Annotated in this window: 21 protein-coding genes; 7 read left to right on the forward strand and 14 right to left on the reverse strand. The window is 51.1% G+C overall.

From position 1 onward, the window contains the following. Positions 1-397 precede the first annotated feature (397 nt). The 4 genes from JMJ16_RS01865 to JMJ16_RS01880 all read right to left on the reverse strand — a co-directional run bounded on the left by JMJ16_RS01865 (position 398) and on the right by JMJ16_RS01880 (position 2,955). Positions 398-1,878 (reverse strand): ISNCY family transposase gene (locus JMJ16_RS01865; protein WP_201382693.1). Its coding sequence is split into 2 segments (ribosomal slippage): positions 398-1,024 and positions 1,027-1,878, totalling 1,479 coding nucleotides; the frame shifts between segments, so codons are not numbered across the junction. A gap of 112 nt (positions 1,879-1,990) precedes the next feature. Next, entirely contained in the window at positions 1,991-2,440 is a 450-nt protein-coding gene (locus JMJ16_RS01870; RefSeq protein WP_201377971.1) for a site-specific integrase, read from the reverse strand. Between the two features lie 100 nt (positions 2,441-2,540). Beyond that, positions 2,541-2,798 (reverse strand): hypothetical protein, encoded by a 258-nt coding sequence (locus JMJ16_RS01875; protein WP_201377972.1) that lies wholly within the window; start codon positions 2,796-2,798, stop codon positions 2,541-2,543. Next, positions 2,791-2,955 carry a hypothetical protein gene (locus JMJ16_RS01880; RefSeq protein WP_201377974.1) on the reverse strand — a complete coding sequence of 55 codons (165 nt, stop codon included), beginning with the start codon at positions 2,953-2,955 and terminating at the stop codon, positions 2,791-2,793. The genes JMJ16_RS01875 and JMJ16_RS01880 overlap by 8 nt, the downstream gene beginning before the upstream one ends. A 179-nt stretch (positions 2,956-3,134) precedes the next feature. Here JMJ16_RS01880 and JMJ16_RS01885 point away from each other — a divergent pair, with 179 nt between their 5' ends. Both JMJ16_RS01885 and JMJ16_RS01890 read left to right on the forward strand, forming a co-directional pair. Beyond that, on the forward strand, positions 3,135-3,545 hold the full coding sequence (locus JMJ16_RS01885; protein WP_201377976.1) for a hypothetical protein: 411 nt from the start codon (positions 3,135-3,137) through the stop codon (positions 3,543-3,545). Between the two features lie 332 nt (positions 3,546-3,877). Next, on the forward strand, positions 3,878-4,726 hold the full coding sequence (locus tag JMJ16_RS01890; RefSeq protein WP_236601527.1) for a PP2C family serine/threonine-protein phosphatase: 849 nt from the start codon (positions 3,878-3,880) through the stop codon (positions 4,724-4,726). Between the two features lie 226 nt (positions 4,727-4,952). Here the strand turns inward: JMJ16_RS01890 and JMJ16_RS01895 are convergent, their stop codons facing one another. Together JMJ16_RS01895 and JMJ16_RS01900 are read right to left on the reverse strand one after the other, a co-directional pair. Continuing rightward, on the reverse strand, positions 4,953-5,786 hold the full coding sequence (locus tag JMJ16_RS01895; protein WP_201377980.1) for a hypothetical protein: 834 nt from the start codon (positions 5,784-5,786) through the stop codon (positions 4,953-4,955). Positions 5,787-5,901: 115 nt separating this feature from the next. Next, on the reverse strand, positions 5,902-6,918 hold the full coding sequence (locus JMJ16_RS01900; RefSeq protein WP_201377982.1) for a leucine-rich repeat domain-containing protein: 1,017 nt from the start codon (positions 6,916-6,918) through the stop codon (positions 5,902-5,904). Positions 6,919-7,403: 485 nt separating this feature from the next. Here JMJ16_RS01900 and JMJ16_RS01905 point away from each other — a divergent pair, with 485 nt between their 5' ends. The 3 genes from JMJ16_RS01905 (at position 7,404) to JMJ16_RS01915 (ending at position 9,116) form a co-directional block, all read left to right on the forward strand. After that, a complete protein-coding gene (locus JMJ16_RS01905; RefSeq protein ID WP_201377983.1) occupies positions 7,404-8,099 on the forward strand; it encodes an ATP-dependent Clp protease ATP-binding subunit in 696 nt (231 codons plus the stop codon). A gap of 136 nt (positions 8,100-8,235) precedes the next feature. Beyond that, entirely contained in the window at positions 8,236-8,457 is a 222-nt protein-coding gene (locus JMJ16_RS01910; protein ID WP_201377984.1) for a hypothetical protein, read from the forward strand. Positions 8,458-8,783: 326 nt separating this feature from the next. Next, positions 8,784-9,116: a hypothetical protein gene (locus JMJ16_RS01915; protein WP_201377985.1), complete on the forward strand. Its 333-nt coding sequence runs from the start codon at positions 8,784-8,786 to the stop codon at positions 9,114-9,116. On the opposite strand, the gene JMJ16_RS01920 is transcribed toward JMJ16_RS01915, so the two are convergent. The 4 genes from JMJ16_RS01920 to JMJ16_RS01935 all read right to left on the reverse strand — a co-directional run bounded on the left by JMJ16_RS01920 (position 9,113) and on the right by JMJ16_RS01935 (position 13,155). Beyond that, positions 9,113-9,631, reverse strand: coding sequence for a hypothetical protein (locus JMJ16_RS01920; RefSeq protein WP_201377986.1), 519 nt, complete (start codon positions 9,629-9,631; stop codon positions 9,113-9,115). The genes JMJ16_RS01915 and JMJ16_RS01920 overlap by 4 nt on opposite strands. Before the next feature lie 326 nt (positions 9,632-9,957). Further along, positions 9,958-10,953 (reverse strand): HEAT repeat domain-containing protein, encoded by a 996-nt coding sequence (locus JMJ16_RS01925; RefSeq protein ID WP_201377987.1) that lies wholly within the window; start codon positions 10,951-10,953, stop codon positions 9,958-9,960. Between the two features lie 269 nt (positions 10,954-11,222). After that, positions 11,223-12,104 carry a transposase gene (locus JMJ16_RS01930; RefSeq protein WP_236601125.1) on the reverse strand — a complete coding sequence of 294 codons (882 nt, stop codon included), beginning with the start codon at positions 12,102-12,104 and terminating at the stop codon, positions 11,223-11,225. Next, positions 12,019-13,155: a hypothetical protein gene (locus tag JMJ16_RS01935; protein WP_236601126.1), complete on the reverse strand. Its 1,137-nt coding sequence runs from the start codon at positions 13,153-13,155 to the stop codon at positions 12,019-12,021. The genes JMJ16_RS01930 and JMJ16_RS01935 overlap by 86 nt, the downstream gene beginning before the upstream one ends. 589 nt (positions 13,156-13,744) lie before the next feature. On the opposite strand from JMJ16_RS01935, the gene JMJ16_RS01940 reads away from it, so the two are divergent. Both JMJ16_RS01940 and JMJ16_RS01945 read left to right on the forward strand, forming a co-directional pair. Then, entirely contained in the window at positions 13,745-14,107 is a 363-nt protein-coding gene (locus JMJ16_RS01940) for an Mth938-like domain-containing protein (RefSeq protein ID WP_201377989.1), read from the forward strand. Positions 14,108-14,231: 124 nt separating this feature from the next. Continuing rightward, entirely contained in the window at positions 14,232-15,344 is a 1,113-nt protein-coding gene (locus JMJ16_RS01945) for a hypothetical protein (protein ID WP_201377991.1), read from the forward strand. A 223-nt stretch (positions 15,345-15,567) separates the two neighbouring features. On the opposite strand, the gene JMJ16_RS01950 is transcribed toward JMJ16_RS01945, so the two are convergent. The 4 genes from JMJ16_RS01950 to JMJ16_RS01965 form a co-directional block, all read right to left on the reverse strand. Next, positions 15,568-15,858: a hypothetical protein gene (locus tag JMJ16_RS01950; RefSeq protein ID WP_201377992.1), complete on the reverse strand. Its 291-nt coding sequence runs from the start codon at positions 15,856-15,858 to the stop codon at positions 15,568-15,570. Between the two features lie 358 nt (positions 15,859-16,216). Further along, the gene (locus tag JMJ16_RS01955; RefSeq protein WP_201377993.1) at positions 16,217-17,116 is read right to left on the reverse strand and encodes a carbohydrate ABC transporter permease; all 900 of its coding nucleotides are present in this window, start codon (positions 17,114-17,116) and stop codon (positions 16,217-16,219) included. 66 nt (positions 17,117-17,182) lie between these two features. Then, on the reverse strand, positions 17,183-18,055 hold the full coding sequence (locus JMJ16_RS01960; RefSeq protein ID WP_201377994.1) for a carbohydrate ABC transporter permease: 873 nt from the start codon (positions 18,053-18,055) through the stop codon (positions 17,183-17,185). 230 nt (positions 18,056-18,285) lie between these two features. Then, positions 18,286-19,752, reverse strand: a complete 1,467-nt coding sequence (locus JMJ16_RS01965; protein ID WP_201377997.1) for an ABC transporter substrate-binding protein — start codon at positions 19,750-19,752, stop codon at positions 18,286-18,288. Between the last annotated feature and the right edge of the window lie 5 nt (positions 19,753-19,757).

Below are 19,757 nucleotides of genomic sequence, written 5' to 3' on the forward strand. Positions count from 1 at the left end.
GCAGCTAAAACACATATCTGCTCGTCAATTAGCATTCCAATTGGGTATAAATCCAACTGCGTTATATATGCGGATGCACAGGAGGAAGAAAAGAGGATTGTAGGCTTTGATAGCTGGCCGGGGACATCCTGCACAGTGGCTTGAGAAATATAGGAAAGCTCTCAATCCTGAGGCGCGCATCATCAACGTGCAAATGACGTCATCACATGTCAGCAATAACAACCCAAATGATAGACTCGCGCTTGAAGTAGTCGGCTTTGATGCAAACGTGCCTGTCATGATGAATGAGTTCATCTCAGGCACGTTCTAACCCAGCGAAAGGCCCTCTCATTGCAAGACTGATGGCTTTAGCACAGCCTTATGGATAAGAGTGGTCTATTTGGATAGTTGTTTTTTTCTAGGATGGCAAGCCTGTCTTGAGAAGGATCTCCTCCAACGCCGCAAGGTAGGCAGCGGGATTCTTGCGGAAGCGCAACTGTTTGCGACGTGCTTCGTGCCGAAAGGTGAGCTGCTCACGCATACTGTACCACGCCTCTGGATCAGAGAACACTAAGGCCCGTGGTAAAAAACACTGTCGTCGTAAGGCCAAAGCCGTGAGCACGCGTACCGGCCCGCGCACCACCAGCGCAGCAATGGCTCCCCGCCGTCCTGAGGCGCGCCGTTCCCCGTAGCGCACCGAACCAAAGCAGTGTTCCAGTTCATTGTTGGTCCGAGGCAGATCAGCCACGTCATAACAGTGGAACAAGCCGGGCCAGTAGCTCTCGGTCACCTTCACGAACGTGTCAATGGCCTCACCGAGCGTTCCCAAGGAGGCTTGCTGCTCGCGCATGGTATCCAGTACCTTTGTGTAGCGCTCACGCACTGCCTGACCACTTTCGTTTTCGTGATTGGTCAGCACATGTGCCGCCTGGTGGACCAACGCATAGGCTTGCTCGAGTGCTGGCCACACCGCCTCAGTTTTCTTCAAAGCGCGTGTGAGGAGGCGGTGGAGTTCGTCCAAAGCCGGATGAAGACCCCCCTTTTTGCCTCAACCCGCGCCAGTGAGTCGGAGATCTGGGTGAGGCGATCATGCAATTTGAGGCCGGAGGCGCATAATGGGGGACGGCCATCATCAGTGAGCGCGCTGCGCACCGCTAAACAGTAGCTCCGCATCGCGTCGGCTTGTTCCTCCTCCCCATTCTCCAGCGAGCGCTCAATGGGCCGAACCCCACGTACCAGTTTTTTCAGTTCGGTCTTGGCATGCCGGTCCGCCTCGAAGATCGGATCTGCCGCTTCATCCAAATAGTGATAGTGACAAAGTTGATGGGGCACTTCAGGCAAGCTGCGCTGCACTGCCTGGCGGATAGTCTGCTGCCCATCAGAAATCACCCCACTGATAGGCACAGGCACGGCTTCCTTGACCTCATCCAGGAGAGTGGCGAGATCTCCTCGCGTACTGCTGAGTAAGGTCCGGGCCAACAACACTTCGCCGGACAAACAATCGCGGATGATCCAAAGCACTTCGTGACCAACGTCTGGCTGCATCCCATCAATGGCCAGCAGGACCTGGCCTTGCTGCTTCAGCCGGGTCTTGATCCGCTCCTCATCCGCCAGATGCAGTGCCACTAACTCCTCGTAGCGTTCGAGTAGATCAGTGACGGTCCGCTGGCCGATACGTACTCCCTGCTGGACCAGGCGCTGATGGATCTCTGGGATCGAGCGATGTTCCCCATAGCGCAACTGACCGACCACCGTGATGATATCTAAGCCAAATTCCCCGTGGGGCAGCGCCCAAGCTCCTTCTTCTTCTGCGCGATAAGGCAGATGATACAAGTCACACGCCTGGTTGCGGCAGCGCCGCACCACCAACGTGAGGCGGACCAACCCTCGAAAGGTCATCAGCGTGCGCTGGGCGTGGTAGGCGACCCAAAGCCGCTGTTCGCAGTTCACACAGTGGAGGCGCTTCGGGGTGAGGCGCACTTCTCGTTCTGCTGGGGGACGAGCGTCTCGTCTAGCCATCTTCTTGCTCCTCGGTTACGGGATTTCCAGACACCTTTCTGAGGAAGAAGGTGCGGTCGTCTTTGAGCGTTGAGCGCACATCCTCAACAATTTCGGGAGACACGAGGCCACTTTCCCCCATCCACTTGAAGAATTTCTTGAACGAGGCCAGGTACACTTTCATGCTCGTCACGGAAGCCCACAGCGCTTTGCGCGGGAACCAATCCTCTAAAAAGTCATAGACATTCCCCTCGGTTGCTTCATCAAGCCGGCGCAGGGAATAGGCATACAAGAGTAAATAGCGAGAGAACAAGTGCATGTTGTCGACATGCTCTTTGATGGTTGGTTCGCTCAGCCCAGATTGCCTCAACCAGGTCTCAAACCCATCCAGGATCGGTTGGTTCGCCTGTTGAATCGCCTGAACTCGTTGCTCATACGTCTCGGCGTGGTCCGCTTCCGTCATGGAACCGCTCCCTTTCTGATCTGCCGTTCTTCTTCCCTCAGTATCCCCCTCCCGTCAAGATAGGCTTGCCATCCTAGTTTTTTTCGCTGAACGGAAAACTTCACTGGAGCAGGCGAGCTTCGATTCTCGCTAAATAAGCGGCAGGCTGTTTGCGAAAACGCCACTGCAGCCGACGAGCCTCCTCCCGCTGGCATAATTGTCGCCGCAACTCGCGCCAGCGCTGGTAATCCCTGGGCCGCAGTTCATCCACCGAAAAGACCTGCTCCTTGCTGGTCACCGCAGCCATCACGCGCACCGAGCCTCGAACGACGACGCCGGGAATGGCTCCCCGCCGACTGGTGGCGCGTCGTTCATGCACGCGCGACCCCAAAGCAGTGCTCCAGGTCATTGTTGGTGCGTGGCAGGCCCGCGATGTCATAACACCGAAATAGCTCTGCTGAGAAGTTGTCGGTAATGTGGCAAAAATGCTCAAAGGCCTGAGCAAGCGGCCCCAGAGAAGCAAGGTCCTCTCGCATCTGGGCAAGCAGGGTCAGATATCTTTCCCGAATGAGTTGAGCGGATTCCTGTGATTCGTTAATCGCTCATAGTGATAGACTTTTATACATATCCTGGACCTCCCTCTACTTGGCTAGGCAAATTTTGCAACTATCAATATCCTACTGCGCTCCTGCTGGCCAGCAGGAGCTAGAAAAGATTGGAGTACCAGCACAATATGCCCAAAGATGTAACCCGCTTCCGGCGCGATCTACGCAATATTGGCTTTGTAACTTCTGATGACGTGCTCGCGCTGCTAGACTTGCTAGACATGGTGTATGAAGAGGCAGAAGCGTTTGAAGACGGCCTAAAACCTAACACGAACTATCGAATTGACCTTACAGAAACCAACATAACTGAGTTCTTGGAAGAGAATGCGGATCGTCTGGTAGTCGGCCTGGCACGGATTGAATATATCGGCATTCAAGGTGTGATAGATGATCTAGTTGCTTACGGCGGCTATGAGCGTGTAGAGGCAGCGCTAGCCGATAAGAAGCGACGCGACGCTGAATATAAAATTGCGCTAGAAGAGTTAGGCGATTTAGGCGACTACCCCCCATCCTGGGGCTAAATGAGCCAGGCTGTCATAGCTAGCAAAGTAACATCACGGACTGGATCAGCTGATTTCATCCGGCTGGCTTCACAAGCCTGTTAGCAGATTTTAACTCGCAGCAGAAAACTTGTAGGAAAATATAGAGGAAGGTCTTTGGCACGACGGTATGTGGCGGACCCCTTTGGTTGGACTCTCGCGTCCAAGGATGTGATATAGATGAAAGGGAACACCTGCAACTCTGAAAGAGGGAATAGCTTGTTATGCCTCACAAAGATGAAAGCTAGAAACTCAGCCATAACTGGGAAAAGATCCCTCCACTACCTACAACAGGGCTCACCTCTTTGGCGTATGTGGTAGGGGTTGGGTCTGATCTTGGCAAACAGAAGAAACTGAACGAAGATAGCCTTTTTGCGGCTCAGAGCATAGGGGATAGAGATACCTTACCGTTGTCCTTTGGCTTGTTTGTGCTTGCTGACGGGATGGGAGCATATGCCGATGGGCAAGATGCGAGCAGCAGTGCAATCCAAACAATGGTTGACTTTATCTGGCCACAGGTTGTCAGAAGCACTACATTTCGGCCGGAAGGCTGGGTCACATTGTTGGCTGAAGCAGTCCAACTCGCGAACGAAGTGGTCTATCAGCAGAATATCCCTCTGCAAGCCAGAGATGTGGATTTCAGTGTGATGACGACCGTTACCGCTGCAATGATTGTTGGTTCAACTGCCTACGTTGCGAACGTCGGAGATAGCCGCACCTATCTCTATCGTGCCAGTGAAGGACTTAAAAAGGTCACGACTGATCATTTGTGGGTTGCTCGTCAGATTGAGGCAGGAATCCTCAAACCTGACGACTTATATACCCATCCACACCGCAATGTGATTGAGCGTGTCCTGGGCTGGAAATTGCCCGTGGAGGTTGATCTATTCACTGTACAATTACACCCCAGCGATACGGTATTGCTTTGTTCGGATGGCCTGTGGAACATGGTACGTGATTCTAAAATTGAAGACATTCTCTGTCATACACTTCCCGATCCATCTCAGGCCGCTGAAGTGTTGATCCAATCCGCGCTGAATGGTGGTGGCAAGGATAATGTCAGCGTGATTGTAGTCTCGATGTTAGAGGCATCAAACCAGACACTTGTGCCCAGCGTACAGTTCTTCGCCAGACCCGATAGTCTCCACACACCACAAGCCTAGCATCTGAGATAGGGTGATTACCATCGCCGAAATTGTGCCATCATCTCTTCGAAGAAATCTCCGTCCTCTTACACAATACTCGGCATGGTATCCCTTTTGTCGTCGGCTCTGCAAAGACGACGAGTTCTTGCCAGAAAGCAGCGAAAGTGGGATCTATGCGTCTCAGAATCGCTTGCTTCTGCGTCACTTGGCGAGAGACCCATCTTGAAGCCTTTATATGCAGTCTCTAGTCAGGCAGCGACTTCGCCAGAGAGATGAGTTGTTTTCTAGTATCCTCGTCTGGCCTGTCGATGTCACCCCAAGGCCCTGGCGGCAGATCGGCAACTCCGAAAAGTTTCTGGCAAAGCAGAGATGCCTCCCACCATTCGCCTGGCTCGCTATCGCTGGAAACCTCAATCTCAGGAAAGTAGTAAACCAGACGTATAAGGGCCGCCTTGGCAACGATATCGTGTGGATCACCAACCAGGTTCCAAAAGTAGTAGCCTTCCTGAAGAAGATCCTCCACCCTGAGGCAGAATGCGTCGCCATGATCATATATTGCAATGTCTATGTTGAAGGCAACCTCAATCTTTGTAACTATGGGTTCTCCTGTGCCGTCAGGTCCTCGAATGGGAATGGGTTCCGTCCCTCCTTGTTCCATTGCCAGAAGAAAATATCTACCTTTGCCAGGCAAGTTGAGCAACATAGAAATATTTGGACCGTGCCCATACAAGCTGCTGATGGTTTGCTCATAGTTATAAACTTGGGATCCTTCTTTGAGCTGCGCATCCACTTGGGTGTTTACGGGAAGTTGTTGAATAAATCGCTTATAGGCCTGCCACTGATTGGGAAGGATGAGCGGCTCCAGACAATGTTGTTCGTGGTATTTACGGAACAGGTTAGCAGAGATGAGCATCGTAGGAACACCCTCCCATGGTAATGCAAAAACACGCTGTTTTCTCCCTGCCGCAACGTAGCGAGGGAGGTAGTCGAGCACTGTTTGCACATCTCGGCTCCATGTAGAAAATTGCTCTAGGCGCTTGATTGACGATGTCACCGTAATGGAATGGACAACAGACATACCATGCTCTTTTCTTCGGTTATGGCACCATTTTTATTGGCTAAATACTATCAGCACAGTCTCTTTTTGCCCATCCAGGTGGATTATTTGCTTTAAGGCGTTTCGCCTCTGCCTCTTACATTGTCCTCAAATAGGCAAGAATCGCCTGGGAGCCTTGGGCAATGATCTTCGGCGGTGGTGTCTGTAATGGATTCCCATCCAGATGAAGCCGTTTTAACGACGGGAGATTCCCTAACGCCATAGGCAGAGAGCTGAGCTGATTATTGTTCACGTAAAGCCAGCTTAATGACGAGAGGGAACTGAGCTCCATAGGCAGAGTATTCAGTTGGTTACCATCTAAATGGAGCTGTTTTAATGACGAGACATGACCTATCTCTTTCGCCAGCGTGCCGAGTTGGTTATGGGATAAACGGAGTATTCGTAGGTCAGGGAGCTTGACGATTCCCATAGGCAAAGTACGAAACTGGTTGTGACTTAGATTCAGGAGGCGCAAAGCAGAGAGGTTACCAATTTCCGCAGGAAGACTTTGCAACTGGTTGTTGTCTAGATCAAGAAATTGCAACTCAGAGAGCTTGCCAATTTCCATAGGTAGAGTATTGAACTGATTGTGGCCTAAATCAAGCGAGCAGAGATGACAAAGGTTCCATAGCGGCTCTGGCAGCGTGCGAAGTTGGTTATGCTCCAGGTGAAGCCATTGTAATGAGGAGAGCCGACCCACATCTTCAGGCAAGGAGCGAAACTGGTTATGACTCAGGTAAAGCGATTTTAGACCCTTAACGTTCCACACTTGCTCAGGCAAAGAACTGAGTTGGTTGTGCTCCAGGTCCAGCCGTTGCAACGAAGAGAGCCTGCCCACATCAGCAGGAAGGGAACTGAGCTGATTATGGCTCAGGTAAAGATCTTGCAATGTTGAGAATTGCCATACTTCCGAGGGAATCTGCGTCAAATCGTAATCGCAGAGATGCAGTTCAATTACACGCCCGTATTGATCATATTGACACCGCTTATTCTTACTCAGATAAGAGTGAATGTGACATTGCGTATCAGGGTCCCAATCTCTCAACTGCCGTTGAAGCTGTTTCACCAGCCTCTGTCGTTGCAATTGCCCCATGACCTGCCGATTCGATTTCATCGCCGTTCTTCGTCTCCATTCGCGTATTTTCCCCATTCTAGCTGATCAGCTTTCTTCTGTATAGACAAAATGCATAGTGAATTGCTCTGGCCTCGTAAAAGTAACATGCTCGCAGAGAGAGCTTCTAGAGCGGAAAAGTTGCTTACGGCAAGCGTATGTGCATCGCAATAGACCTGGAAAAGGCCACCTATCGTTCTCTTTAGAATGAGCCAGACGACGTTTGTTCCTCGACACGTTCTTCTTCACAATTTATCCACACCCCTTTTGGATAAGTTCGTGGTTCTCTGTAATTACCGGTGTTCATTAACAGGCTCTTGTCCACTTTGGGGCTTACTAGTTGCGTTTTCGGTACGTGAGTTTTGCGCCATAAGAATCTTGTTGAGATGAAATTAGCCGAAAAACATATCACATCTGTTTTGTGCGATACTAAGACCAGGACGAGGTCAGATGAGAACCATTTGTTTCGCGAGCGAAGGAGAAACCTCATGTCAACCATCCTCAACGATTCTACGCCATTGGAGCGCTACGGACACAACCTGACTGAGCTTGCGAAACTCGGCGCTTTCTCACCTCTCAGTGGTCAAGATGCAGTGATAAATAGACTGTTTCAGGTTCTTCTGCGAGAGAACAAGTGCAATCCGGTGCTCTTAGGTTCTCATGAGGCCGGACGGTGGGCAGCCCTGATAGAAGTAACTCGTCGGATGGCCATAGGCGATGCACCTGATCCTTTACCCGACAAGCAGGTGATTGTGCTAGATTACGAAGCGTTGCTCGCTGGCCTCCCTGAGCATATTTTCCGTCCCAGAGTGGTGAAATCATACTCTTTCGATGCATTGATCCATGCAAAGCCGGGGTCGGAAGAAAGGGCGTTCCTGGAACGGCTACGCGGTCAGCCCTCTCTGGAGGAAAAAGATACCCCCACGAAACGACTCCAGTTGCTCTTCACTGCAATGCATCAAGCTGCTGGTTCTTTCCTGTTGTTGGTCGATCATTTTCATCGCATCGTTGGAGGCGAATGGGATCGCTACCCGATTGATGTGGCTCCATTGTTGAAGCCGATGCTAGCACGCCGCCAGATCCAATTGATAGGTGCTTGCACGCTGGAACACTATCGCCAACATATTGAGCGGGATGCCGCCATCCAACGCCGCTGCCAGGAAATTTGCATGCCAGAAGTCTAAGACCATCCTTGACGAAGTGATTGCGCAAAACTCCTGTACCGACAGCGCAGAATTTACCTACAATCTTCATTCATCACTCGCTGATAAAGAAACCGGAGGACAGAAACTCTGTCAATTCACATGAAGGGAGATCCCTTTGGAGAAGATTGAGAATATACCACCCATGCGCTCGCTGACCATGCCGCTCTCCCCTCCTGTCCATTTGCTCACCATTGATGGGATGCCAAAACTGATGGCGGGAGGAGATCCTCAGCACGCGCGGATGTTGCTCGGGCTCACTTTGTTGGTCCTAGCGCCGATCTGGCGCCCGTCACACTCACCTTCTCAGGTGATATGCACCACCCAGACCTGGTGGTGACCGTCAGCAATCTTCAAGTGATGTTTCATAATACCGGCAGCAACTATGAACCAATGCGATGAAGCCTGCGAGTGTTCTCATGCTCGCTCGCTTCGTTCTCCTATGTGCATCAGGTCCTCAAGCAACATGGCGATGCTGTCCTTCCCACCACTCACAGAGACGACAACTCGTGTCGGTTGTCGCTGGCCAGCCATATATTTATTCATCCTGGATAGAGAGGTCCATTATCTCACCTCAAAAAAACCTCACAGCAGGTGCTATAAGGGCTAGTAAGTGAAATCAACAACGGATAAACTAGGAGGAGCAAGAGATGAAAGGAGCACAGCATGAAAAACATGTGGTGCTGGCGCTGTCAACAAGAAGTTCTCATGTTAGATGAGGAGGAATACAACACGATTTACACGTTGTATGGTGAATGTTTCCTGCGTGCCAGCAAGGAGAGAAAAGAACTCTCTCGCCATGAACATCTTCCACTGCCAGATTACTTTCTCCCTGTGAGCAAAGAGTACGAGCGCATGACTGGTATGAAAGATATTCACCCAAACGTTGTTCTGCATCATCGCATCGCTACCTATGGGGCACCTTGCCCTCGATGTAGCAAACCACTACGCACACCTATAGCGCGTTTTTGTGCTGCTTGTGGAGAAGTAGTCAATTAAAAACCTCTCCACAAGAGGTATACACATCTCCGTATTTCCGCCATCTCCTGATCCCAGGCGGCATAGGTGGTCATGTACCCAGCTATGGCGGCCTCCGCCCGTTCCTTGTTCTTCACTTGTCGTGGCTCTCGCACTAATGGCCCCAACCGGTTTAGCTCTCTATCGCCGTAGCGATCAAAAGCCCGCTGTATCTTTTCCCAGGTGGGATGAGTCGGCCAGCGCGTTCTATTTTTCGTCTGGCCTGGTCGCACCATGAGCAACCACTCTTCTGTACAGTAGGCCCATAACCGCTTGACGTTGTGTAGTGTGTCATAGACATCATCCAGGCCCATCTCTCTAAGTACTTCGCGTTCCAGGGAGAACTCCACGCGCCAGACCTCTTCACCAGGTTCCCAGCTACGCTTCTCCCAGACGATTTCAAACCATTTTTTGTCTGAGTGCTTAATCTCTTTGGACTTGTTGTAGACTTTGCAGCTGACGGGGCAACCGTGGCCGCTAAAGTTGACCGTCTCCAACTTGCGACCCTTGTAGACTGCCTGATCTTTCTGAGATTCGCCTATAGGGCGTTTCCTGAGTGCGTGGGAAATGAAGACGCGTTCCCTCCCACTCTGTTGGAAGCTTCAGGCCTACCAGGTCGACACAAGCATCAATCTGAGCTACTTCCCACGAGTTGTGCAACGAGTTGGTCAAGGAGAGGAAGAGAGCAGAAAGTAATGGGCAGACCGAAGGCCACGTGACCCGTTTGAAGCTGGTTAAGCGTGAAATGTATGGCCGAGCTAAGTTTGACTTACTCCATTTGCGCGTGATTCATGCCGCCTGAATCTCACATAGGCACTTTGTGTTAACGTTTTTGGCAACGCTCTTGAATAGATTGAATGGCTCTTACGGCAGAAGCACTGACTTTGTTTGCACCTGCATACCCCGTATCGTTTTGCTGTATCCAGCACAACGCAGGTAACGCGCGCTCATCGCCACGTTGGCCTAACATACTGGCGGCAGCAGCACGAACGCGACCATCTGGATCACTCAACACGTCAAGCAGTATATCAAAAAGGCGTTCGTCTTGTAGCTTTCCCAAAACAAGTACAATCGCATTGCGTACTCTGGGCTCTTGATCCTTAAGGGCATCGACAAGGAGAGCAAATACCGATTGGCCGCCTAGCTGACCTAAGGCAGAGATGGCACGAACTCGGACAGACCATTCTGCATCGGCGAGCAGAGCGGTAAGTGGCCCAATGGCATGTTCGTCACCAATCTGTGCCAAAGCTGCTGCTGCACGTCCTCGAACGATGCTTGTTTCATCTTGTAAAGCCTTGATAAGAGGATCAACGGCTCGTGGGTCACGCAGCGTTCCTAATGCCTCAATAACTCCTTGCCGTACAGTGTCATCTTCATCCGAGAGTGCGTTTAGGAGAGCACCAAGAGATGGCTCTCCGATGGCAGCCAGGGCAGCTGATGCCTTTTGCCACGCCGTAAACGTTTCTGTGTCATTCCAGTCATGTCGAAAGACATTGATAAGTGGCTCAATGGCCCGTGGATCACCAATGTGACCAAGTGCTTTGGCTGCTTCTTGAGCGGCGTGAACATGGTCGCTAGCGAGAATATCAATCAGCAGATTGATAGCCCGTGGATCACCAATACCGCCCAGGGCTCGCACAGCCTCAGGCAAGTAGTGGTAACCGAACCGTGCGTTGCAGATCGCATCTATGAGTGGCAAGACCGCTGGCTTACCGAGCTGGATCAATGCGTCCGCAGCTTCGGTCCGAGTCCGCCACACCTGAGCACTTAATGCGTTGATAAGACTTTCGATTGTCTGTTCTTTCGCTGGTTGCTCCATATCCTTCTCGCTTCCCTGGCATAGATGTAGCCCCTTGTGAGCTCTTATCGCCTCATTCTAAGCTAACGCTTCTGGTTCGTCAATGAACTCTTAGCCTCTCAAAAGTGCGTTTGAGCCCACGGGATACGCAACGAGCTTGCAGCAAACGAGCAATGAAGGAATGGAAGAGATTGTTGAAAGCAGACAGGGACTCTCGGCCCTCATGACAAGCTCAGAGGAGCAATGACACCTCGCTCAAATCGCCTGTTTGTTCGCCAGTTCCTCCTGTATTACTTGATAGCGAGAAAGGTGGGGACGCCTGCCACGGAAACACGCCGTTGCGGTGGTCCCCACCAGGCATTACAGGCGAGCCGGTCGGACCACCTCCAGCGGTAATGCGAACGCACTTCACGAGGGGGACGTGGTGGTGGGAAAACCTTCTCAGGACACTCAACAAGCGCGATGATCTCGGTGTGTTGACGACGCCAATGGGTCGTCCAGGTGCGGCGAAGCGCTCGACCTGCGACATCCACCCATCGTATTGGTCCGAGAAGGACAGGCGTTTGCTCACACGCAGCCAAAGCAGGTGGGGGCAAGAGGCGACGGACAGCGCTGACCCGTCGAGCACGATTGCCTTTGGCACCTTTCGCCAGGCATTGTTCTCGCAGAGAACAGCGCTGACAGTCGGTCTGATACGCGAGATAGACGGCACGCTGAGTGAACGCATTTTCTTGGCGCACTTCGCTCAACCACAAGCTTGCTCCCGCTGGACAGCGAAGCTTGCCATCCTCTTGTAACGTAAAGGCATCAGCCCCGAAGCGTCCAGTGGCTCGTCCGAATGCTGCGGCCCACTCCCACGGCCCATACTCCTCAACTGGTTCTTCAATGGTGAGAAGCACAGGAGGTGTCTTTTTCGGAGATGCCCACTCGATCTCGCGTAGCTCAGCTTTTTGCATAGCCTGTCCAAGTGAGAGCCGGAGGTTCCACACCCATTGACACGCAATCTGCCAGAGTTCTTGTCCACACTCGGTGTACGAACACCAGCGGTCGGGATCTTCTTCGACATCTTCATCCGCAAGTACCGCTTCAAAGGCTCCCCGCCCATGATAGAGATCGAGCACATCGCGCGACGAGGAATCCATCGATGGGCAGGGTTGTGATGAAGACCTCATACACCCACTCACCGATGCACTTGCCCACCGACACCCTCTTGCCTGGTGCGGGGGCACGATGCCGAGCCACAATGATGCGGGTTTGAGGTACCCCCTCATCCAATGACAACCAGCCTCCATCAAACAACTCGACCTCCTCATCACTGTTCACTCTGGTCACCCTCGCGGTTGGTAGGTGAGCGAGCACGCGCTGGATCTGAGGGTGCTCCAGGACGCGATACCCTCTCGCTCGTGTCACCAGATGGACGCCTGCTGCAATCAGTTGTGCAATGGCTACTGTATCCCCATATTGCCCGTCGAGGCGAACAAGAGCTACCTGTGCAGTGAGCGCAAAGAGCTCCAGGTAGGTTGTGATGGCCCGAAGCGCTGAAGCGAGCTCTGCTTGATAGTCACCATTGCCCCGGCCTGCAAAGGTGCCGATCCATTGACGAGTATGCATCTGAAGCGCGACGGTGCGTGTGCGGACGACCTCACCTCGTTTTCGTCCGGTGTAGCCTGGCGCGCAGACCGCATCGAGTCGGCGTCGAGGGGGAGGCAAGCTTGGATCACAGGGCAACGCTCGCTGCCGTGCTGCCTGACGTGTCGCATCGACATCAAAGACGATGTAGCGGCGGCTCTGTCGATCCCAAATACCGCCGATCGTCTCCGAGGTCCACCCTTCAGTGAAGCCGTATTGCTCGAAGAGCTGGCGAAACACTTCCAAGCAGGGACGATCGACACTCGCCAGAAAACGGCTGAGCGTGGCACGATGGGGAAGGTTCGCACGCTCAAACAGGGCCATGAAGGCTGACCCAAAGGGGGTGACTCGCTCAAAGAAAGCCGATAACGTTCGTTCTCCACTCATCGCGTACCCGAACAGGAGCGCGAGAAAATCAATTGGTTCATAGCTGCCGAAGCGTCCGCGCACCAATTGGACTTGATGGGCGAAGGCTTCTAGAATCCCTTTCGTTGTGAGGTGCTGGGACAGGATGACGACTTCGGCGAACCACGCTGGCACCGAGGGACGATCTACGGGAGAGGTTTGGACCTCTATGCTCGGGTTGGGTATCATACTCAGAGAGACCTCCTTGTGAGAGTATGGTTTGTTTCCCTCTCATTAGATGTCTCTTTTCTTTTTATGCTGCTAGCTTGCTGTCAGCTCGTTGCGTATCCCGTGGGTTGAGCCACAGTTTATTGAGTCATCCAAACCGGGACAATTACAACCCGGTAGGAAAGGGCCTTGCCCAGCTGCTGTCTGAAGTCGCCTTTCTGTATAGCTGCCAGGGCATCTGGCAAGGCAGTGTAGAGGCCTGACAAAGTCCCATTTTCGTCTTCGCTGGTCGAGCCTGCCTTGAAATCCCGGGCGAGCAATGACGCCAGGATCTGGCTGTGCTGATAATACGCGTACCAAGCATGCAACAAGGCCACCCACTGTAAAGTGCCTTCGTTCTGAGCAGAGATGCTCTTCCTTCCCCTTTACTTCAGGTATTCTTCCCAATCGGGTCAATTACAGATGAGCAAGAGAATAGGTAGGCGGCTCTGCCTCTCAGCCACGCCTTTGCTTAGTGATATATACTATGGCCAAAGCTTTTTGTCCACAGAGCACTTTTTCTTGAACGAGCCCACATTGGCATGCCACATAGATGTGGAGGAGTAACAAGATGAAACCCAGCATTGATCAGACTATCTTTGGCTCAATTACCATTGAAGGAACCGTCTTCGCGCACGATGTGATGATCAGGCAGAGTGGCCAGGTAAAAAAGCGGAAGAAAAAATTATCTAAGGCCCTCTATGGTACATCGCACATACTTTCTCAAGACGAGGCGAAATACATCTATGAAGAAGGGACGAAACGGCTCATCATTGGCACGGGACAGTTTGGCAATGTCAGACTTTCTGATGAGGCAACTGAGTATTTCCAGCAAAAACAATGCCAGGTGGATTTGTTACCCACACCCCAGGCAATCCAAACCTGGAATGAGGCCACCGGCACAGTCATCGGTCTGTTCCATGTCACCTGTTAAGTACAAAGCGCTTTTTCAGTAATAGCTGTGTGTAAGGAAGCTCTCGTAGGCAACGTTCGACTCGTTGTCGGCCTAGATACGATACAGTCAAAGAAAAGTTTCTAAGGATGGAACGAGGTGAGGTATGCCCCTACAGTCCAATGGCGGAAAACTCCTTATGCCTGTCGAAACCGAGGCTGATGTTTGCGCATTATTTAAAAAAGCTCTCGCGCTCTCTCAGACATCTGGTTTCCTCACAAGAGATCGCTATCGCGCTGATATTGAGGACCATTTCTATTACATTGGAGCCATTTGCCCACAGCATTTTCGTCCACTGCAACAGGAAGTAGTCAACCTTCCCGGCGAGCAACTCACCTTTTTCCGCTTTTCGTTTTCAACCTGGCTCTATCTCCTCCACGATGCCCCTGATAGCTGTGTCGAGCAGTTACTACAGAGGCTCTTTCGTGCTAACCAGGACTGTTCCCCATCCATTCTTGAGGCGATGCTTGCTGCCATCGGAACGCCAACAGCCCTGGCTGCGATGGCAGAATATGCCGAAAGAACACACAAGCAGAACGTGTTCAGAGATCTGGGGTTCTGGCTCCCGGGAAAGGGAAAGCGTGCTGAACCTCGTTTTACTCGGCACCGTAACGCAGTACGTTTCCAGCCAGTTGACACCACCCTTCCTCTTCAGGAGCTTGTGAAGCGACCCCATCCTGTAGGGCTTCCCGTATCTTTCATCGCTGGGGAGCCAGCGTCAAGCATGATCACATGGCATTATTTGACGCTCGACCTTGCTCGGATTGATGGTCTTCCCCCCACATCTTTTTCGCGCATTCACCTGGTAAGTCCGCCGCAACATGGCGGATGGACGCTCTTCTGCACTATTTCACAGCAGAATCTCTATACGCAGGCACATCTACAAGTATCCGAAGATCAAGATTTCGAGATGCTCGAGCAACTCCAAAAGCAGGCGATTGACCATCATATGGCAAGAGGAGAGCTTCTCCTCTTGCCATATGATGACCAATTAGTGTATTGCAATGGCCATACCCAGTTGACGAAGGGCGTTCATGGAGATGTGGGTGGTCCCCCTCTTGGGCTAGATGAGAATCCTTGCTGTTCAATCTGCAAAAAATTGATGTTTCATGTGTGTACTGTTGCCACCCCACTTCGTGAATATGGCGATGGGTTCCGCAGCCTCTTTTTCTGCGAAGGATGCATGCAAATCGCCTCTCAGGCCATGGGTTGGAATTAACACGCGCATCCTCTTTTTGAAGCATCACATCAAGCCTCCTTGGAGGAAACCACCGTACAATTGCTCACAGCTTCTTTCTGGATAGATCAATAATGATTCCTGCCGCTCCCAAGCTTCACCCGTACGTGTAACAATGGAGATCTTTAAAGCAACCTGATATCACTTCCCGCTTCCTATTTCGCTGTCTAGCAAAGCAGATACCGGACACTCGCAGTAATGGGAGTCATCCTGCTCGTCCAGGAGAAATCTTTCGCGAAGGGACAGTAAAGAACAGATTCTTCTGTTTGTGAGAGGTCACTTTCACAAACAGCCAAAAGCCTTCATCGCGGTTGGCCTGATTGCCCCACTCGGTGCCATTGATGCATTTGAGGATCAGGGAGCGCGGCGCTGTCTCCGGCGTGTCTGGGATATAGGTTATTAGCAAAGGCATCGTGGCAGAGTTAAAAGCACCAGTCGGCTGCAGATCAAACGCCTGCACCTCACCACACGGTAAGGCACCTGCCTCGCGCAACACACCAGTCAACCATACAGGCGTAGTCTATTCGGGGGAAGCAATCATAGACAGGGAGACTCCTTCCTCTAGTTCGTCGTCGTTACGGGAAGAGACGAAAAGCATAACAAAATGCTCGTCGTTCTGTCAAACGTTCATGAGTGTTCAACCTGATGGCAAGTCGCAACTGGTAACAGGATCACGATGCTGGCTCTCGGCAGGTCTCACGCACTGCGACCTGAGCACTGCATTGATACCCTGCTCCCGCATCAGACGCATGATCCGTTTTTCGTACAAATACCTTCCTGGGCCCGCAATTCAGCATGAATATGCGGGCTACTATAGGTGAAGGTTCGTCTGATAGCTCTGCTCAATATGGAGTTCACTCTTTTGTGGCTCCCATTGTGACACCAGAGATAAATTTATCCTGGAAACGTAAGAACACAAGTAGTATGGGAATTGTTGCCAGTACGCAACCGGCCATAATAATACCATAGGTAGGAACATACCCAAGTGCGGGATCACGTAAACTGGGTAATGTGACCATCAGTGGTGCAACGCTCTGGTCGTTTGCCATAACCTGCGGCCAGAGATAGCTGTTCCACATATTAAGAAAGTGCAAAATAGCGAATGCCGACAGCATAGGAGATGAGACCGGTACAATAATATGCCAGAAGATACGCCAATGATTGCCACCATCAATTCGAGCCGCCTCGATGAACGAGTCCGGGATAGTCAGCATATACTGTCGAATCATAAACAGACCGAAAACGGGGGCAATAAAAGGGACAATCTGCACCTGATAGGTGTCGATCCAATCGATACGAGAGAACATCAGGAAAAGAGAAGATAGCCGAATCTCTCCTGGTACCATAATGGTTGCTAACAAGAAGAAAAAGAGGGTATTTCTGCCAGGGAAGCGCATCTTTGTAAAAGCATATGCGGCCAATCCCACGATAAATACAGCAATAACCGTCGTGATCGACGCAACAACGATGGAATTGAAGAAATTGAGCAACTGGTTACCTTGCGTTGTGGGAAGTTGTGTATAATCTTCTAATGTCCAGTGCTGGGGCCAGCCGCCAGGATTCAGCATAATTTCCGCATTGCTCTTGAACGAGTTGATGATCATCATGACCAGCGGATAGAGTGACATACAAGCTACCAACGCTAGCACCACATAAGCTAAAAAGAGAAGAACCAGGCGCTGAAAACGCCGTTTGCGCTCGTGAAACTGCCGATTTGCGTAAGAATCATGATCTCCTGTTTTAGGTCGTGGCATATTGCGCTCCTTCCATATTCTTTCCTCTAAGAAAGACACTCTTTTGATACCATAGTTCATGGATTATCAATCGCTGCTCCTATTGCGGAAGAGAGCGAATTGTAAGGCAGCAGCAAATATCGTCAGAATGAACAGCAGCCAACCAACTGCAGCACTTTGCCCGAAATCACCATTTTGCAAATTGGTGACCAACAGATTGAGCATCGGCGCAACGCTGGGAGCCACTGGGGTAGCGCCACTCACCAGGACATTGGGTTCAGCATAGAGGCGTATAGAACCGATAGCATCGATGACAAAGGCAAAGAGAAAGACATTACTCATCAGAGGTAAGAGTATAAAGCGAATACGCTGCCAGGCTGAGGCGCCATCGACCGTCGCAGCCTCCTCTAGCGAAGGATCAACGGAAGTAAGCCCGGCCAGGAAGACAACAAACCAGAAGCCAAGACCACGCCATATGAGCAAGATCACAACGATCCAGCGTGCGAGAGTATAGTCCTGCAGCCAGGGAATATGGGTATGCAAGAGTTGATTAACGATACCATACTCGGTGCTAAAGAGCGTCTGAAAGACCAGAGAGGCTGCGACAATAGCGATCACCTGGGGCAAGAAGATAACAGGCTTCCAGAAACTTTTGCCACGGATGAGTTTAGATCGAACGAGCAACGCTAAAAGAAATGATAGGGGAATTAATGGAATGGCATGCGCAATCCAGTAAAAGAGCGTATTGCCCAGTTCTGTCCAGAACACGTGATATTGAAGAATAGTCAGATAGTTTTCAAAACCTACCGGAATCGCCGAGCCATACCCTTTGTAACGAAAGAAACTCAAAATGAGTGCATAGATATCCGGACCAATCTGAAAAACGAGGTATATCAATATAAATGGAGAAATGAACAGATATGCAAGTAGGGCCTCGTATTTGCTGGCTCGCTTCCTCATTCCTTTCGCTCTTGAACTGTTTAGCTCTTGATGCGCGCTATGGGCGAAGAATTGTTGCATACTCATCATAAGGCCTTTCTACATGAGTTCCAGGCACAGCTCTCCCTGGTGTACACCATTGTTGCGCAACGTTAACACAACACTGATGCACACCAGGGAGAGCCGGCACAATATCGTCATTATAATAGCTAGCTCGTTTTTATCTGTAGTACAACAAGAGACAAGGCGAGTCAAGACTTATACGGATTGCCAATCTGCGTTTCCAAATCGTGCTGTGCTCCGGCGAGAGCAGCCGTCACATCACTCTTTCCCTGGACCACTTGAATAAGCCATTGATTCAGAATAGCAAACTCCTTGGTTGCAGCAGGATCATAATCAAAGATCTTTACATGATCATAGCTAGCAAACTCTGCTGGATAGAAGTCTTTACCAAAGAAGTTTTGCGGCTGCTGAGCCCACAGTTCATCAGTCATACTGGAGGGTTTAGACGCTGTATTGACATAATCAAGCAGAGCAGGCTGGACGCTACGAAGCAAAGGAGTCAGGCTATTAGCTTTAAACTGAGCAAGAGATCCCTTCTTGTCCAAGACGAGCTTATTCAGGAATAGGCGGGCAAGATCCTTATTTTTCGCCTCCTGAGGGATAAAAAAGACAGAACCAGCAGACTCAGATCCATACGCCTGAGTAGCAAGAGGCGAGAGGGCAGGCCAGGCGGGGAGAACTTTCCATTTCCCTGCCTGTATAGAGGTAGCGTATCCGGGGAGAAAGAGCTTTAGCCAATTAGCATGCAGAGCAGCCCCGATACGTTGATTCTTAAAGGCGGGACCCCAGTCGGGCGAAAAATCATCAACAGGTAAAGTAATGCCCGAATCATGAAGACGCTTGACAAAGGTGAAGGCATCAGCAAAAGCAGGATTCGACGAAACAATATAGTGACCAGAGGAATCAGCAGTACGAGGGTTGGGGTAGGCTGACATGATTTCACCAATCCAGGCGCCAGAAGGCTGGGGACCCATGTTGAGCATGAAAGCCTGAGCATTGCGAGCATGGAATTTCTGGCCTGCGGCGATGAGACCATCAACGGTAGCTAGATCGTCCGGAGTAAGATGGGCCTGCTCAAAGAGATCGGTGCGATAATAAAACATCTTACTCTTGACCTGCTCGGGAACAGCTACAAATTTTCCCTGATAGGTCGCCAGTTTTTGCGCACCAATATAGAGATCATCTTTCACAGGATTGATCAGGTCTGAAAGATCGTCAATCACACCAGCCTGCGCAAATTCAATTAGTTCCGTATAATTGAGCCGCACAATATCGGGGATATTTTTATGCGCAGCCAAGGCCAGACGAAAGGCCTGGGTCACATCAGCATCTCCGCTACCAGCTACAATTACATTGAGCTTAATACCGCTAAAATCTTTGGGATAGGTGGAGGAAACAGCCTGAAAACTTTGCTTCAGGCGTTTATCCGATCCCCAGGTCATGATTGAGAGTGTGCCAGAAGGCGTTGCTGCATCAGTAGAACTACCACAGCCCGCTAGTGTGAGGCTAGCAGTAGCAGCGGTAACCATTCCGAGCTTGAGCACGTCACGGCGGCTCATCCTTGTTTGATTATTCATAGTAAATCTCCATCGATATACATCTACAAGGCAAAAACCTTTGTGCTCGTCTGCATCCATAGCAAACGTAAAGAGCAATGCAA

The organism is Ktedonobacter sp. SOSP1-52 (assembly GCF_016587395.1).

Coding starts and splice junctions, on each gene's coding strand:
- JMJ16_RS01870 (WP_201377971.1), bottom strand. CDS start 2,440: ATGACGGAAGCGGACCACGCCGAGACGTATGAGCAACGAGTTCAGGCG.
- JMJ16_RS01880 (WP_201377974.1), bottom strand. CDS start 2,955: ATGCGAGAGGACCTTGCTTCTCTGGGGCCGCTTGCTCAGGCCTTTGAG.
- JMJ16_RS01895 (WP_201377980.1), bottom strand. CDS start 5,786: ATGTCTGTTGTCCATTCCATTACGGTGACATCGTCAATCAAGCGCCTA.
- JMJ16_RS01900 (WP_201377982.1), bottom strand. CDS start 6,918: ATGAAATCGAATCGGCAGGTCATGGGGCAATTGCAACGACAGAGGCTG.
- JMJ16_RS01905 (WP_201377983.1), top strand. CDS start 7,404: ATGTCAACCATCCTCAACGATTCTACGCCATTGGAGCGCTACGGACAC.
- JMJ16_RS01915 (WP_201377985.1), top strand. CDS start 8,784: ATGAAAAACATGTGGTGCTGGCGCTGTCAACAAGAAGTTCTCATGTTA.
- JMJ16_RS01925 (WP_201377987.1), bottom strand. CDS start 10,953: ATGGAGCAACCAGCGAAAGAACAGACAATCGAAAGTCTTATCAACGCA.
- JMJ16_RS01930 (WP_236601125.1), bottom strand. CDS start 12,104: ATGAGGTCTTCATCACAACCCTGCCCATCGATGGATTCCTCGTCGCGC.
- JMJ16_RS01935 (WP_236601126.1), bottom strand. CDS start 13,155: ATGATACCCAACCCGAGCATAGAGGTCCAAACCTCTCCCGTAGATCGT.
- JMJ16_RS01940 (WP_201377989.1), top strand. CDS start 13,745: ATGAAACCCAGCATTGATCAGACTATCTTTGGCTCAATTACCATTGAA.
- JMJ16_RS01945 (WP_201377991.1), top strand. CDS start 14,232: ATGCCCCTACAGTCCAATGGCGGAAAACTCCTTATGCCTGTCGAAACC.
- JMJ16_RS01955 (WP_201377993.1), bottom strand. CDS start 17,116: ATGCCACGACCTAAAACAGGAGATCATGATTCTTACGCAAATCGGCAG.
- JMJ16_RS01960 (WP_201377994.1), bottom strand. CDS start 18,055: ATGAGGAAGCGAGCCAGCAAATACGAGGCCCTACTTGCATATCTGTTC.